Source organism: Metapseudomonas otitidis, assembly GCF_011397855.1.
In the GTDB taxonomy this organism is placed as follows: Bacteria; Pseudomonadota; Gammaproteobacteria; order Pseudomonadales; family Pseudomonadaceae; genus Metapseudomonas; species Metapseudomonas otitidis.
This window is the reverse complement of sequence record NZ_AP022642.1, coordinates 891,728-906,224: the sequence shown is the minus strand read 5'-3', so window position 1 is coordinate 906,224 and position 14,497 is coordinate 891,728. Positions and strand designations below refer to the sequence as shown.

13 protein-coding genes are annotated in these 14,497 nt (G+C 70.2%); 3 read left to right on the top strand and 10 right to left on the bottom strand.

Features of this window, described 5'->3' with window-relative positions; translation table 11 throughout:
- Positions 1 to 136: 136 nt before the first annotated feature.
- From PotMrB4_RS04280 to dxs, 3 genes are all read left to right on the top strand, one after another.
- The gene (locus PotMrB4_RS04280) at positions 137 to 1,828 is read left to right on the top strand and encodes an AMP-binding protein (RefSeq protein WP_172432608.1); all 1,692 of its coding nucleotides are present in this window, start codon (positions 137 to 139) and stop codon (positions 1,826 to 1,828) included.
- The gene (locus tag PotMrB4_RS04275; protein WP_172432607.1) at positions 1,825 to 5,094 is read left to right on the top strand and encodes a carboxyl transferase domain-containing protein; all 3,270 of its coding nucleotides are present in this window, start codon (positions 1,825 to 1,827) and stop codon (positions 5,092 to 5,094) included. Before PotMrB4_RS04280 ends, PotMrB4_RS04275 begins: the two co-directional genes overlap by 4 nt.
- Positions 5,095 to 5,347: 253 nt before the next feature.
- Complete coding sequence (gene dxs, locus PotMrB4_RS04270; RefSeq protein ID WP_044402481.1) at positions 5,348 to 7,270, top strand: 1-deoxy-D-xylulose-5-phosphate synthase; 1,923 nt, start codon at positions 5,348 to 5,350, stop codon at positions 7,268 to 7,270.
- A gap of 155 nt (positions 7,271 to 7,425) precedes the next feature.
- Here the strand turns inward: dxs and PotMrB4_RS04265 are convergent, their stop codons facing one another.
- The 10 genes from PotMrB4_RS04265 to ribBA all read right to left on the bottom strand — a co-directional run bounded on the left by PotMrB4_RS04265 (position 7,426) and on the right by ribBA (position 14,428).
- Positions 7,426 to 8,232, bottom strand: a complete 807-nt coding sequence (locus PotMrB4_RS04265) for a cobalamin-binding protein (RefSeq protein ID WP_172432606.1) — start codon at positions 8,230 to 8,232, stop codon at positions 7,426 to 7,428.
- Positions 8,232 to 8,651, bottom strand: coding sequence for an MFS transporter (locus PotMrB4_RS04260; RefSeq protein ID WP_074972826.1), 420 nt, complete (start codon positions 8,649 to 8,651; stop codon positions 8,232 to 8,234). The genes PotMrB4_RS04265 and PotMrB4_RS04260 overlap by 1 nt, the downstream gene beginning before the upstream one ends.
- Positions 8,648 to 9,262, bottom strand: a complete 615-nt coding sequence (gene ribA / locus PotMrB4_RS04255; RefSeq protein ID WP_069561510.1) for a GTP cyclohydrolase II — start codon at positions 9,260 to 9,262, stop codon at positions 8,648 to 8,650. The genes PotMrB4_RS04260 and ribA overlap by 4 nt, the downstream gene beginning before the upstream one ends.
- A 118-nt stretch (positions 9,263 to 9,380) precedes the next feature.
- Entirely contained in the window at positions 9,381 to 10,058 is a 678-nt protein-coding gene (locus PotMrB4_RS04250; protein ID WP_044402492.1) for a retropepsin-like aspartic protease family protein, read from the bottom strand.
- A complete protein-coding gene (locus PotMrB4_RS04245) occupies positions 10,045 to 10,800 on the bottom strand; it encodes a type 2 periplasmic-binding domain-containing protein (RefSeq protein ID WP_172432605.1) in 756 nt (251 codons plus the stop codon). The genes PotMrB4_RS04250 and PotMrB4_RS04245 overlap by 14 nt, the downstream gene beginning before the upstream one ends.
- 19 nt (positions 10,801 to 10,819) lie before the next feature.
- Positions 10,820 to 11,335 carry a phosphatidylglycerophosphatase A family protein gene (locus PotMrB4_RS04240; protein ID WP_044402499.1) on the bottom strand — a complete coding sequence of 172 codons (516 nt, stop codon included), beginning with the start codon at positions 11,333 to 11,335 and terminating at the stop codon, positions 10,820 to 10,822.
- The gene (gene thiL / locus PotMrB4_RS04235) at positions 11,328 to 12,296 is read right to left on the bottom strand and encodes a thiamine-phosphate kinase (protein WP_172432604.1); all 969 of its coding nucleotides are present in this window, start codon (positions 12,294 to 12,296) and stop codon (positions 11,328 to 11,330) included. Before thiL ends, PotMrB4_RS04240 begins: the two co-directional genes overlap by 8 nt.
- A 13-nt stretch (positions 12,297 to 12,309) precedes the next feature.
- Positions 12,310 to 12,798, bottom strand: coding sequence for a transcription antitermination factor NusB (nusB, locus tag PotMrB4_RS04230; RefSeq protein WP_044402506.1), 489 nt, complete (start codon positions 12,796 to 12,798; stop codon positions 12,310 to 12,312).
- On the bottom strand, positions 12,795 to 13,271 hold the full coding sequence (gene ribH / locus PotMrB4_RS04225) for a 6,7-dimethyl-8-ribityllumazine synthase (RefSeq protein ID WP_044402509.1): 477 nt from the start codon (positions 13,269 to 13,271) through the stop codon (positions 12,795 to 12,797). The genes nusB and ribH overlap by 4 nt, the downstream gene beginning before the upstream one ends.
- A gap of 62 nt (positions 13,272 to 13,333) precedes the next feature.
- Positions 13,334 to 14,428, bottom strand: coding sequence for a bifunctional 3,4-dihydroxy-2-butanone-4-phosphate synthase/GTP cyclohydrolase II (ribBA, locus tag PotMrB4_RS04220; RefSeq protein ID WP_172432603.1), 1,095 nt, complete (start codon positions 14,426 to 14,428; stop codon positions 13,334 to 13,336).
- Between the last annotated feature and the right edge of the window lie 69 nt (positions 14,429 to 14,497).

Genomic DNA, 14,497 nt, shown 5'->3' with positions numbered 1-14,497 from the left:
GGCACCCTAGCGCCACCCTGGCCAACCATGCAGCAGATTCATGATCGTGAATGAACAACCATCAGTTCCCACGCCCCGGGGGGCTGCCTAGGATGCCCGGACCCCGCACCACAAGAACAAACCCTAGCGAGGCCCCATGAACGAACACGCCTACCTGCAGGCGCTCGCCGAGCGCCGCAAGCTCGCCTGGCCCCAGGGCCTGCCCCGTACGCCCCAGTACCCGCTGGGGGAACGCCCGCTCACCGAGTACCTGCGCGAATGGGCGCGGCGCCAGCCCGAGGCCGCCGCCGTGCACTTCTACGGCCACCGCCTGGACTGGGCGGAGCTGGACCGCCTGAGCGACCGCTTCGCCGCTCTGCTGGTGGAGCGCGGCGTGGTGCCGGGGGACCGGGTCGCGGTGTTCCTGCCCAACTGCCCGCAGTTGCACATCGCCTTCTGGGGCATCCTCAAGTGCGGCGCGCTCTATGCGCCGGTCAGCCCGCTGTCCAAGGGCCTGGAGCTGGCCTATCAGCTCAACGACAGCGGCGCCGCCGTGCTGCTGTGCTTCGACCAGCTGCTGCCGGTGGTGCGCGCGGTGCAGGCGGAAACCCCGGTGCGCCTGCTGATCGCCACCAGCCTCGGCGAACTGCGCCCGGCCACGCCGAGCCTGCCGCTGCCCGACCTGCTGCTGGCGCCCAAGGCCAGCGCCGAGGACTGCCTGGACTTCTACCCCGCCCTGGCCGCCTGCCAGGCGCCGACGCCCAGCCACCAGCCGCGCCTGGAAGACGCCGCCGCGCTGAACTACACCGGCGGCACCACCGGCCTGCCCAAGGGCTGCATCCACACCCACGGCGACATGCTCTACACCTGCGCCAGCTTCGTGCCGGTGGCCCTCGGGCTGGATCCGCAGTCGGTGATGCTCAACTTCCTCCCCGAGTTCTGGATCGCCGGGGAAAACGCTGGCCTGCTGTTCCCGGTCTACGCCGGCTGCGCCCTGGTGCTGCTCACCCGCTGGGATGCGGAAGCCTTCATGGCCGCCGTGCAGCACTACCGCGTCAGCCACTGCGGCCTGCTGGTGGACAGCGCCGCCGAGGTGCTGGACCACCCCCGCGTCGGCGAATTCGACTTCGCCAGCCTGCGCCGGGTCGGTGCCATCTCCTTCGTCAAGAAGCTCACCCGCGACTACCGCGCGCGCTGGCGCCAGCTCACCGGCTGCACCCTCTACGAATTCGCCTTCGGCATGACCGAGACCCACACCTGCGACACCTTCACCTACGGCCTGCAGGACGGCGACTTCGACCTCAGCCAGGCACCCACCTTCGTCGGCCTGCCGGTGCCGGGCACCGAATTCAAGGTCTGCGATTTCGACAGCGGCGCCCTGCTGCCCCTGGGCCGCGAAGGCGAGCTGTGCCTGCGCTCGCCCTCGCTGCTCAAGGGCTACTGGCAACGCCCGGAGGCCAGCGCCGAGGTGCTGCGCGACGGCTGGCTGCACACCGGCGACCTGGGGGTGATCGACGAACGCGGCTTCATCCGCTACCTGGGCCGGCGCAAGGAGATGCTCAAGGTCAACGGCATGAGCGTGTTCCCCAGCGAGCTGGAGGCGCTGCTCGGCCAGCACCCGGCCGTGCTGGCCAGTGCCGTGCTGGGCCGCCCCCACGAGCAGCGCGGGCAGCAGCCGGTGGCCTTCATCGTGCTCAAGCCGGGCGCCGAGGAGACGCCGGAAAGCCTGGTCGCCTGGTGCCAGGACGCCATGGCCGTCTACAAAGTACCGGAGGTGCGGCTGCTGCCGGCGATGCCGATGACCGCCACCGGGAAGATCAAGAAGAACGAACTGGAAGCCTTGCTGTGAACCGACCCTTCGCACGCCTGCTGATCGCCAACCGTGGCGAGATCGCCATCCGCATCGCCCGCGCCGCCGCCGAGCTGGGCATCGACAGCGTCGCCGTCCACGCCGAGGACGACCACGCGGCCCTGCACACCCGCAAGGCCGACCGCGCCGTGGCCCTCGCCGGCCAGGGCCCGGCGGCCTACCTGGACATCGCCCAGCTGGTGGCCATCGCCCGCCGCGAGGGCTGCGACGCCCTGCACCCCGGCTACGGTTTCCTCAGCGAGAACGCCGAGCTGGCGCGCCAGTGCGAGGCCGTCGGCATCCGCTTCGTCGGCCCGGCGCCCGAGGCCCTCGACCTGTTCGGCGACAAGGCCCGCGCCCGCGCCCTGGCCGAGCGCTGCGGCGTGCCCCTGGCCGCCGGCACCAACCGCCCCACTTCACTGGAGGAGGCCCGCGTCTTCCTCGCCAGCCACGGCCCGCTGATGCTCAAGGCCCTGGCCGGCGGCGGCGGGCGTGGTATGCGCCCGGTGCATAGGGCGGAGGAGCTGGACGAGGCCTACGCCCGCTGCCAGTCCGAAGCCCGCGCCGCCTTCGGCCGTGACGACCTCTACGTCGAACGGCTGATCGAAGGCGCCCGGCACATCGAGGTGCAGGTGCTGGGCGACGGCGAGCGCGTCAGCCACCTGTGGGAGCGCGATTGCAGCCTGCAACGGCGCCAGCAGAAGCTGGTGGAGATCGCCCCCGCCGTCGACCTCGCCCCGGCCCTGCGCCAGGGGATGCTCGACGCCGCCCTGCGCCTGGCCGGCGAAACGGGCTACCGGGGCCTGGGCACCTTCGAGTTCCTGGTGGACCCGGCCCGGGGCGACTTCGTGTTCATGGAGGCCAACCCGCGCATCCAGGTGGAGCACACCATCACCGAGGCCATCACTGGCGTCGACCTGGTCCAGGCCCAGTTGCACCTGGCAGCCGGCGCCCGCCTGGAGGACCTCGGCCTGGACGAGCCGGTGGCCCCGCGCGGGGTCGCCGTGCAGCTGCGGGTGAACCTGGAGACCCAGCTCGCCGACGGCAGCACGCGCCCCGCCGGCGGCACCATCAGCGCCTACGAGCCGCCCAGCGGCCCCGGCCTGCGGGTGGACGGCCACGGCTACGCCGGCTGCACCACCAACCCGCGCTACGACGCGCTGCTGGCCAAGCTGATCGTCCAGGCCGACGACCTGCCCGCCGCCCTGCGCCGGGCCTACCGCGCCCTGTGCGAATTCCGCCTGGAAGGCGTGGCGAGCAACCTGCACCTGCTGCAGAACCTGCTGCGCCGCCCCGAACTGGCGGCGCCGGTGGACACCCGCTTCCTCGAACGCCACCTGCCCGAGCTGCTGGCGCCCCAGCCCAACGCCCACCCGCACCTGTTCGTCAGCAGCACCGCCCCGCAGGTCGAACAGGCCGGCGGCATCGACGCCCCGCACGGCTGCCTGCCGCTGCTGGCCCCCAGCCAGGGCGTGCTGGTGAGCCTGGACGTGGCCGAAGGCGACAGCGTGGCCCTGGGCCAGCCGGTGGCGGTGCTGGAGGCGATGAAGATGGAGTTCGTGGTCAAGGCCAGCCACAGCGGCCGCGTCCGCGCCCTGGCGGTGCAGCCCGGCGACAGCCTGTTCGAAGGCGCGCCGCTGCTCTACCTGGAGCCTGCGGAGGTGGACGGCGAGGCAGTGGCCAGCGAGGAAAGCCTGGACCTGGCGCACATCCGCGCCGACCTCGCGGAAGTGCTCGAACGCCACGCCATCACCCGCGACGAACGCCGCCCGCAAGCGGTGGCCAAGCGCCGCAAGACCGGCCAGCGCACCACCCGCGAGAACCTCGACGACCTGCTCGATGCCGGCAGCTTCATCGAATATGGCGCCCTCGCCCTGGCCGCCCAGCGCCGGCGCCGCAGCCTGGAGGAACTCATCGAGCAGAGCCCGGCCGACGGCCTGGTGGCCGGCATCGGCACGGTCAACGCCGACGCCTTCGGCGCCGAGGCCGCCCGTTGCATGACCATCGCCTACGACTACACGGTGTTCGCCGGCACCCAGGGGGTGATGAACCACAAGAAGACCGACCGCATGCTCGGCCTCGCCGAACAGTGGCGCCTGCCCCTGGTGCTCTTCGCCGAGGGCGGCGGCGGCCGGCCGGGGGACTCGGACTTCGTCGGCGTCGCCGGGCTGGACTGCCACACCTTCGTCGCCATGGCCCGGCTCTCCGGCCAGGTGCCGCTGGTGGGCGTCGTCTCCGGTCGCTGCTTCGCCGGCAACGCGGCCCTGCTGGGCTGCTGCGACGTGATCATCGCCACCCGCAACGCCAGCATCGGCATGGCCGGCCCGGCGATGATCGAGGGCGGCGGCCTGGGCCGCTACAGCGCCGAGGAGGTCGGCCCGACCGCCGTGCAGGCGCCCAACGGGGTGATCGACATCCTGGTGGAGGACGAGGCCGAAGCGGTGGCCGCCGCCAAGCGCTACCTGTCCTACTTCCAGGGCCGCCTGGCGGAGTGGCGCTGCGCCGACCAGCGTGCGCTGCGCCACGCCATCCCGGAGAACCGCCTGCGGGTCTACGACATCCGCGCGCTGATCGAGACCCTGGCCGACGCGGACTCGGTGCTGGAACTGCGCCGCGCCTTCGCGCCGGGGCTGATCACCGCCTTCATCCGCATCGAAGGCCGCCCCTTCGGGCTGATCGCCAACAACCCCGCCTACCTCGGCGGCGCCATCGACGCCCAGGCCGGCGACAAGGCCGCACGCTTCATGCAGCTGTGCAACGCCTTCGGCCTGCCGCTGCTGTCGCTGTGCGACACCCCCGGCTTCATGGTCGGCCCGGAGTCGGAGAAGCAGGCCACGGTGCGCCACGTCTCGCGCATGTTCGTCGCCGCCGCCGCGCTGGAGGTGCCGGTGTTCACCGTGGTGCTGCGCAAGGGCTACGGCCTGGGCGCCCAGGCCATGGCCGCTGGCAGCTTCCATTCGCCGCTGTTCACCGTCGCCTGGCCCAGCGGCGAATTCGGCGCCATGGGGCTGGAAGGCGCGGTGCGCCTGGGCTACGCCAAGGAGCTGGCCGCCGTGGAGGATGCCGGGGAGCGCGAGCGGCTGTTCCGCAAGATGGTCGACAAGGCCTACCAGAACGGCAAGGCGATCAACATGGCCAGCTTCCTGGAGATCGACGCCGTCATCGACCCGGAGCAGACCCGCGCCTGGCTCCTGCGCGGTCTCAACGCCACCGCGCCTTCCGCCACACCGGAAGGCCGCAAGCGGTCGTTCGTGGATACTTGGTAGGCCGCCTTCGCGAGCAGAGCTCGCTCCTGCGCAGTAGCGCCGCTTGTCAGCGCTGTAGGGGTGGGCTTCAGCCCTCGCTGCCTGCCGTTGGTGGGCTGAAGCCCACCCTACAAGGCTGTGTCCCGGTATCGAATCGAGGGCCTGTGGTGGGTGACGCTGCCGGGTCGCCCGGGCATCCGACGCCATGTCTTGGGCAGGCAAAGCGGCATCAGGTAAACTGCCGCATCTTTTTGCACCCATAACGATTAGCCTGATGCCCACGACGTTCCATGAGATTCCCCGCGAGCGCCCGCTCACGCCCCTGCTCGACCGCGCGGAGACGCCGGACGCGCTGCGTCGGCTGGGCGAGGCCGAGCTGGAAACCCTGGCCGACGAACTGCGCCAGTACCTGCTCTATACCGTCGGCCGGACCGGCGGGCATTTCGGCGCGGGGCTGGGGGTGGTCGAACTGACCATCGCCCTGCACTACGTCTACGACACGCCCGACGACCGGCTGGTCTGGGACGTGGGCCACCAGGCCTACCCCCACAAGATCCTCACCGGTCGCCGCGAGCGCATGGGCACGCTGCGCCAGAAGGACGGCATCGCCGCCTTCCCGCGCCGCTCGGAGAGCGAGTACGACACCTTCGGCGTCGGCCACTCCAGCACCTCCATCAGCGCCGCCCTGGGCATGGCCATCGCCGCCCGCATGCAGGGCTCGGGGCGCAAGTCCATCGCCGTGATCGGCGACGGCGCGCTCACCGCCGGCATGGCCTTCGAGGCGCTGAACCATGCCTCGGACGTGCAGGCCGACATGCTGGTGATCCTCAACGACAACGACATGTCGATCTCCCACAACGTCGGCGGGCTGTCCAACTACCTGGCCAAGATCCTCTCCAGCCGCACCTACGCGAGCATGCGCGAGGGCAGCAAGAAGGTGCTCTCGCGCCTGCCCGGCGCCTGGGAGATCGCCCGCCGCACCGAGGAATACGCCAAGGGCATGCTGGTCCCCGGCACGCTGTTCGAGGAGCTGGGCTGGAACTACATCGGCCCCATCGATGGCCACGACCTGCCCACCCTGGTGGCCACCCTGCGCAACATGCGCGACCTCAAGGGCCCGCAGTTCCTCCATGTGGTGACCAAGAAGGGCAAGGGCTTCGCCCCGGCCGAGCTCGACCCCATCGGCTACCACGCCATCACCAAGCTGGAGCCGCTGGACGCTCCGGCAGCGCCGAAGAAGCCGTCCGGGCCGAAGTACTCCAACGTCTTCGGCCAGTGGCTGTGCGACATGGCGTCACAGGACCCGCGCCTGGTGGGCATCACCCCGGCGATGAAGGAAGGCTCGGACCTGGTGGCCTTCGCCGAGCGCTTCCCCGAGCGCTACTTCGACGTCGCCATCGCCGAGCAGCACGCCGTGACCCTGGCGGCCGGCATGGCCTGCGATGGCGTGAAGCCGGTGGTGGCGATCTACTCCACCTTCCTCCAGCGCGGCTATGACCAGCTGGTGCACGACGTGGCGGTGCAGAACCTCGACGTGCTGTTCGCCATCGACCGCGCCGGCCTGGTGGGCGAAGACGGCCCGACCCACGCCGGCAGCTTCGACCTGTCCTACCTGCGCTGCATCCCCGGCATGCTGGTGATGACCCCGAGCGACGAGAACGAACTGCGCCTGCTGCTGACCACCGGTTACCACTTCCAGGGCCCGGCAGCGGTGCGCTACCCCCGCGGCAGCGGCCCCAACGCAGTCATCGAACCGGAACTGGCGCCGGTGCCGATCGGCCAGGCGGTGGTTCGTCGTCGCGGCAGCGGCGTCGCCCTGCTGGCCTTCGGCGTGCAACTGGCCGAAGCCCTGCAGGTGGGCGAGCGCCTGGACGCCACGGTGGTGGACATGCGCTTCGTCAAACCTCTGGACGAGGCGCTGCTGCGTGAACTGGCCGGCAGCCACGGGCTGCTGGTGACCATCGAGGAGAACAGCGTGATGGGCGGCGCCGGTGCTGCCGTCAGCGAGTTCCTCGCCCACGAGAACCTGCAGGTGCCGGTGCTGCACCTGGGCCTGCCGGACTACTACGTGGAACACGCCAAGCCGGCGCAGATGCTGGCCGAGTGCGGCCTGGACGAGGCGGGCATCGAAGCCGCCGTGCGCCAGCGCCTGGCCTTGCTGGACCCGCAGGCCCCTTCGAAGGCCGCGGGGCTGTAACCCGGGACTCGGCTGCGCCGCTAGTGGCGCAGCCGGACCGGTGATTCACCTCTGGCGGAACCTTCCTTCGCCACCTTCCCCACCTTGAGCAATCGGCGCTCGCCGACCTGGCGGCTGCCCCCCCAACTGCTCGCCGTGATTCCAAAAAGCAGGCGTTAACGCGCCTGGGCCAGGCGTTCGCACAGCGCGCGGGTGGCCCCCAGCATCTGGAAGCTGGGGCGTTCCAGGCCCCGGTCGGGCACTGCCCAGACCTGGCCGGCGGCCACCGCCGGCAGTTGCGGCCAGGCCTGCCAGGCGGCGGCCTGGGCCGGCTCGCTGACCAGGATGACGCGGGGCTGGCGCTGCAATACGGCCTCGATGCCAACCTGGGGCGCGGGCAGGTCGAGGTCGGCGAACAGGTTGCGCGCGCCGCACAGGGCCAGGGCGTCGCTGACGATCTGCCGACCGCCCAGGGTGTACAGCGGGTGGTCCCAGACCTGGTAGAACACCGGCAGCGGCGGCTCGCGACGGTAGCGCTGGCGCAGCTCGGCCAGGCCGTCGCGGAAGCGCCGGGCCAGGGCCTGGCCTTCGGCGCCGTGGCCGACCCGGGGGCCGATCTGTTCGAAGACGTCCGCCAGCTCGTCCAGCCGACGCGGTTCGATCACCAGCAAGGGGATGCCGAGCTGCTCCAGGCGCTGCTGCATGGGCGCGCCGACGCTGTCGGGCCAGAGCAGGATGAGGTCGGGGGCCAGAGCCACCACGCGCTCAAGCTGCACCTGGCCGTAGTGGCCGACGCTGGGCAGCGCGGCCAGGGCTGGCGGGCGCTCACCGCCGTCGAGGACGCCCACCAGGCGGTCCTCGGCATGCAGTTCGAGCATGATTTCGCTGAGGGAGGGGGCCAGGCTGACCACCCGCCGTGCGCCGTCATCGGCCAGCGCCGGCAGCACCAGGCCCAGCAGCAGGAGGCCGAGCAGGCGGTGCATCAGGCCAGTTGGCGGGGAATGCGGTAGAGCGACAGCACCACGGCGCTGCTCAGGGCCAGCAGCACCAGGGCCACGGCATTGAGCCCGGCGAACACGGCGACGGCACCCACCCAGGCGGGCAGGCCGGCACCCAGCAGGGCGACGCGGCGCACCCGGCGCAGCTCGATCCAGGCTTCGCGCTCGTGGTCGCCGTCCAGCGCCTTTTCGGTGGCGATCAGGGCGCGCTTGTAGCCCCGGAACAGCGGCAGGCTGATGAACATGGAGATCAGCGCAGCGATGAACAGGGGCATCTCCAGGGCGGGAAACACCGGGTCGCCGGAGCCGAACAGCAGGTTGACCAGGAACAGCGGGCCCAGGGCGGCGCCAAGATGCGCCCACCATTCGAGGGCCAGCAGGCGGCGGACCTGGCTGCGGGTCATAGCTCGACTTCGCCCTGGTGCAGGCTGCCCAGCATGTGGCCGAGCTTGCCGGCCTTGGTGGCCAGGTACTTCTTGTTGTGCGGGTTGAGGCCGGTCTGCAGCGGCACGCGCTCGGCGACGCGGATGCCGAAGCCTTCCAGGGCCTTCACCTTGCGCGGGTTGTTGGTCATCAGCTTGATGCTGCTGATGCCCAGGTGTTCGAGCATCGGCAGGCAGAAGGCGTACTCGCGCTGGTCGGCGCCGAAGCCCAGGCGCTCGTTGGCTTCGACGGTGTCGGCACCGCCGTCCTGCAGCTCGTAGGCGCGGATCTTGTTCAACAGGCCGATGCCACGGCCTTCCTGGCGCAGGTACAGCAGCACGCCACGGCCGGCTTCGGCGATGGCGCGCAGGGCGGCCTCGAGCTGGAAGCCGCAGTCGCAACGCAGGCTGAACAGCGCATCGCCGGTCAGGCACTCGGAGTGCAGGCGCCCCAGCACGGGCTGGCCGTCGGCGATGTCGCCCATGGTCAGGGCGACGTGTTCCTTGCCGCTTTCCTCGTCGAGGAAGCCGTGCATGGTGAACAGGCCAAAGGGCGTGGGCAGTTGGGAGGCGGCGACGAAAACGACGGACACCACGGTTCTCCTGGGATTGCGAAAGGCCGGCATTGTATCAGCAGCGTCTGCCGGCCCGTCAGACTGAATAGTTGGGGATAAGGATCGAAAGGCTTGGACGGTGGGCTCCGCTCGCCCCCTAGAACTTGGACTCCAGGCGCAGCACGCCCTGGTCCTCGCGCCAGCGCACCTGGTTGAGGAAGCTCATGCCCAGCAGCACGTCCACCGGGGCGTCGCCCTCGACCACCGCGCCTTCGACGCCGAGCACTTCCAGCGGGCCGACCTTGACCCGGTCGAAGCGCACCCGCCAGGCACGCACGTTGCCGCCGGCGGTGCTGGCGGTCATCGGCTTGCCTTCGACGCGGTAGTCGAGGCCGAGCATGCGCGCCTGGTTCTCGTTCATCGCCACGCTGGTGGCGCCGGTGTCCACCATGAACTGCACCGGGTGGCCGTTGATGGAGCCGGCCACCATGTAGTGCCCGTTGTTGCCCCGGGCGATGCTCATCTGCGCCTTGCGTGGGGCGGATGCCGCGGCGTCGGTGCTCCCCGGGGGCGGGGCGGCGCTGTTGTATTCGCGGCTGAGGGCGTAGGGCCGCTCGACGCCGTCGATGCGCAGGACCGCGCCCTTGCTGTCGGCGCTGACCACCTGCACGCCACCGGGGCCGGTCTGGCCGACCCGCACCAGCTTGCGCTGGCCGTCGACGCTGATCACCGCCGCGTTGGGGAACAGCCCCACCACCTGCACCACGGGCTCGGCCCAGGCGCTGGTACAGGCCATCAGCAACAGGCCGAGACAGGACAGCTCAAGGCGACGCATGGTGCTTCTCCGGTGGGTCGAAGGGATAGGGCTGCTTCCAGCGGGCGTACAGCGGGCGCAACTCGCCGCTCTGCACCAGGCGCGTCATGCGCTCGTCGAACAGGGCGGCGAACTCGCGACCGCGCTCGGTGGCGGCGAAGCCGACGTAGAGCGGGAGCGGGGTCAGGAAGGTGACCTGGTAACGCTCCGGATGCGCCGTCTGGGCGAGCACGTCGTCGATCTCGGTGCGGGCATCGATGTAGTAGTCCGCATGGTCCAGGTCGAGCATGGAGAGGATACCGCCCCGGCGCTGGATTTCTTCGAAGTGCTTCAGGTTTGGCAACTGGTGCTGGTAGTCGTAGCCGCGGATCCACACCAGGCGGTAGCGGCCGAGGGTCTGCAGGCTGGGGGCGGGCGCGCCGGCCTTGCCGAGGGCGCTGATCTGGTCGGCGTCGTAGTGCCAGCGGGGGTAGACGGCACCGGCGATCTCGTCGCGGTAGGCGCCCATCCAGGCATCGGCCTCGTGGCGCTGTACCAGCCCCACGGAGCGGGTGTAGGGGACGCTGCGGATCTTCAGGCGAACGCCCACGGGCTCGTAGACCTTGCGCAGGATGTCCCAGCCCAGGCCGCTGCCATCGGCGTTGGTGTGGCCGGCCCAGACCTCGGAGGCGATGACGATCTCCGCCACAGGCGGATGGCCGTCCGCCGCCCAGGCGGGTGAAACCAGCAGTAGCGACAGCATGCCGAGCAACCTGCGGAGCATCGTCCCGTCTCCCTTCAGATCAGATGCCTGCCAGGCCGACGCCCCAGATGATCAGTTGCATGGCCAGCCAGGCGAAGACGCCGGCCAGCACGTCGTCGAGCATGATGCCGACGCCGCCATGCACGTGGCGATCGATCCAGCGGATCGGCCAGGGCTTGAGGATGTCCATGACCCTGAACACCACGAAGCCTAGCAGCAGCCACTGCCAGCCCTCGGGCACCAGCCAGAGGGTGATCCACATGCCGACCATTTCGTCCCAGACGATGCCTTCGTGGTCGTGCACGCGCAGGTCGTCGGCGACCTTGCCGCACAGCCAGAAGCCGAACAGCATGGTCAGCCCGAGCATCAGCCAGTAGCCCCAGTCGGGCAGCATCTGCCACAGCGGGATGAACGGCAGGGCCACCAGCGAGCCCCAGGTGCCGGGCGCCTTGGGCAGGGTGCCGGAGCCGAAACCGAAGGCGAGGAAGTGCCAGGGGTTGCGCCAGACCGAGTGCGGGACCGGCTGGGCCGGCGCTTGTTGCGGATGATCAGTCACCGTGACTCCCGAAATGTTGGTAACCCTGGGCCGGCTGCGGTCGCTCGCGGCCGTCGGCATCCAGCAGGTAGACACCGTGGCCGGCTTCGACACGGCCGATCACGGCCAGTGCCGGCCAGGCGGCCTGCACGGCGTCGAGCTGGTGCGGCGGCAGGGTGAAAGCCAGGCGGTAGTCATCACCGCCGGACAGGGCCAGGCCCAGGGCCTGGTCGTGGGGGTAGAGCGCTTGCAGGGCCGGGGACAGCGGGACGCGCCCGGCCTCCAGCCACAGGGCCACGCCGGAGGCGGCGGCGATGTGCCCGCAGTCGGCCAGCAGGCCATCGGACACGTCCAGCGCGGCGCTGGCACGGCCACGCAGGGCCAGACCAAGGGCGAACTGCGGCGGCGGGGCCCAATAATGATCCAGCAGGGCGGCGGCCTCGGCGCCTTCATCCGACCGCTGGCCAAGCACCAGCGGCAGGGCACCGGCGGCATCGCCCAGGCTGCCGCCCACGCAGAGCAGGTCGCCGGGACGGGCACCGGAACGCCGCAGGGCGGCACCGGCCGGCAGGCGACCGAACACGGTGAGGGTCATGCTCAAGGGGCCACGGGTGGTGTCGCCACCCACCAGGGCCAGGCCGCAACGGCGGGCCATGGCGTCGAGGCCGGTGGCCAGCTGTTGCAGCCAGTCGGCATCGGCAGCGGGCAGGGTCAGGGCCAGGGTGAAGCCCAGGGGCGCGGCGCCCATGGCGGCCAGGTCGCTGGCGGACACGGCAAGGGCGCGCTGGCCCAGCAGGAAGGGATCGCACACCTGGGGAAAGTGGACGCCGGCCACCAGGGTGTCGGTGGACACGGCCAGCTGCTCGCCCGGTGCGGGCTGCAGCAAGGCGCAGTCGTCGCCGATGCCGAGGGCGATGCCTTCGCCACCCGCCGCGCAGGCGGCGGAGGCGAAGTAGCGACGGATCAGCTCGAACTCACCCATCCGTGGCGGGGGCTCAGCGCTTGCCGCCACGAACCTCGGCGGCGCGCAGGCGGGGCGCCAGCTTGTCGAGGACGCCGTTGACGAACTTGTGCCCGTCGGTGGCACCGAAGACCTTGGCCAGCTCGATGCCTTCGTTGATGACCACGCGGTACGGCACGTCGACGCGGTTCATCAGCTCGTAGGTGGAGAGGCGCAGGATGGCCAGCTCGACCGGGTCGACCTCTTCCAGGGGGCGATCCAGGCAGGGCAGGAAGGCCTCGTCGATCTCGGTCTTCTGGCGCGGTACGCCATGGAGGATCTCGTGGAAGTAGGCACCGTCCACCTGGCTGAAATCGTTGTCGACGCGGAACTGCGCTTCGATCTCGTTCAGGGGCTGGCCGGCGATGTGCCAGGAGTAGAGCGCCTGCATGGCCAGGCTGCGGGCCTGGCGACGCGTGGCGATCTTGCCCTTGGCGGGCTTCTTCGGCGCCTCGGGGGCGTCGTTGTCGCTGTTGAAACTCACTTGGCCTCCAAGGCCGCCAGCAGGCTGACCATTTCGAGGGCGGAGAGTGCGGCTTCGGCGCCTTTGTTGCCGGCCTTGGTGCCGGAGCGCTCGATGGCCTGCTCGATGGAGTCGACGGTCAGGACGCCGAAGGCGACCGGCACGCCGAACTCCATGGACACCTGGGCCAGGCCCTTGGTGCACTCACCGGCGACGTATTCGAAGTGCGGGGTGCCGCCACGGATGACGGCGCCCAGGGCGATGATGGCGGCGAACTCGCCACGCTGGGCGACCTTCTGGGTGACCAGGGGGATCTCGAAGGCACCGGGGGCACGGATGATGGTGATGTCGTCCTCGGACACGCCATGGCGGACCAGGGCGTCTACGGCGCCACTTACCAGGCTTTCCACGACAAAGCTGTTGAAGCGGCCGACCACCAGGGCATAGCGGCCTTTGGGGGCGATGAAGGTACCTTCGATGGTCTTCAGGGGCATGGGCGGGTTCTCGTCAATTAAAGAGCGAAGGCCCCGGCCGTTCACGGCCAGGGCCCTTCGGGTCATTCAGCGGGCAGGTATTCTACAACTTCCAGGTCGAAACCGGATATCGCGTTGAACTTCATCGGCGAACTCATCAGGCGCATCTTGCGCACCCCGAGGTCGCGAAGAATCTGCGAGCCGGCACCGACAGTGCTGTAGGTGGAGGGCGTGGTGACCTTGGCCTCGGTGCCCAGCTGGCGCTCCAGGTGCGCCAGCAGCTGCGGGCCGGTCAGCGGGTTGCCCAGCAGCAGCACCACGCCGCTGCCGGAGGCGGCCACTTCCTTCATCGCCGCGCGCAGGCTCCAGCGACCGGACTGGTTGACCATGAACAGGTCGCGCAGCGGGTCCATGTTGTGCACGCGCACCAGGGTCGGCTCTTCCGGGCTGATCTCGCCCAGGGTCAGCGCCATGTGCACGTCGCCTTCCACGGCATCGCGGTAGGTCACCAGGTTGAAGTGCCCCAGTTCGCTGTCCAGCGGCTGCTCGGCGATGCGCTCGACGGTGCGTTCGTGGATCAGGCGGTAGTGGATGAGGTCGGCGATGGTGCCGATCTTGATCCCGTGCTCGGCGGCGAAGGTCTCCAGCTCGGGGCGACGGGCCATGGTGCCGTCGTCATTCATGATCTCGCAGATCACTCCGGACGCCTCGAAGCCGGCCATGCGCGCCAGGTCGCAGGCCGCCTCGGTGTGGCCGGCACGGGCCAGCACGCCGCCGGGCTGGGCCATCAGCGGGAAGATGTGGCCGGGGCTGACGATGTCCTCGGCCTTGGCGCCCTTGGCGGCGGCCACCTGCACGGTGCGCGCGCGGTCGGCGGCGGAGATGCCGGTGGTGACGCCTTCGGCCGCTTCGATGGAGACGGTGAACTTGGTGCCGAAGCCGGAGCCGTTGCGCGGCGCCATCAGCGGCAGTTTGAGCAGTTCGCAGCGCTCGCGGGTCATCGGCATGCAGATCAGGCCGCGGGCGAAGCGCGCCATGAAGTTGATGTGCTCGGCCTGCACGCACTCGGAGGCCATGATCAGGTCGCCTTCGTTCTCGCGGTCCTCGTCATCCATGAGGATGACCATCTTGCCCTGGCGGATGTCTTCGATCAGTTCGTCAACGGTATTGAGAGCCATGGGCCCTCCTTAATGAATTCAGCGGTTGAGGGGCATCTCTAAAAACTACCTGCGTTGTCATCGCGGCGT

Excerpts from the sequence above, each read along its gene's own strand:
- PotMrB4_RS04280 (WP_172432608.1), top strand. The coding sequence starts at position 137 with ATGAACGAACACGCCTACCTGCAGGCGCTCGCCGAGCGCCGCAAGCTC.
- dxs (WP_044402481.1), top strand. The coding sequence starts at position 5,348 with ATGCCCACGACGTTCCATGAGATTCCCCGCGAGCGCCCGCTCACGCCC.
- PotMrB4_RS04265 (WP_172432606.1), bottom strand. The coding sequence starts at position 8,232 with ATGCACCGCCTGCTCGGCCTCCTGCTGCTGGGCCTGGTGCTGCCGGCG.
- PotMrB4_RS04260 (WP_074972826.1), bottom strand. The coding sequence starts at position 8,651 with ATGACCCGCAGCCAGGTCCGCCGCCTGCTGGCCCTCGAATGGTGGGCG.
- PotMrB4_RS04250 (WP_044402492.1), bottom strand. The coding sequence starts at position 10,058 with ATGCGTCGCCTTGAGCTGTCCTGTCTCGGCCTGTTGCTGATGGCCTGT.
- PotMrB4_RS04245 (WP_172432605.1), bottom strand. The coding sequence starts at position 10,800 with ATGCTCCGCAGGTTGCTCGGCATGCTGTCGCTACTGCTGGTTTCACCC.
- thiL (WP_172432604.1), bottom strand. The coding sequence starts at position 12,296 with ATGGGTGAGTTCGAGCTGATCCGTCGCTACTTCGCCTCCGCCGCCTGC.
- ribH (WP_044402509.1), bottom strand. The coding sequence starts at position 13,271 with ATGCCCCTGAAGACCATCGAAGGTACCTTCATCGCCCCCAAAGGCCGC.
- ribBA (WP_172432603.1), bottom strand. The coding sequence starts at position 14,428 with ATGGCTCTCAATACCGTTGACGAACTGATCGAAGACATCCGCCAGGGC.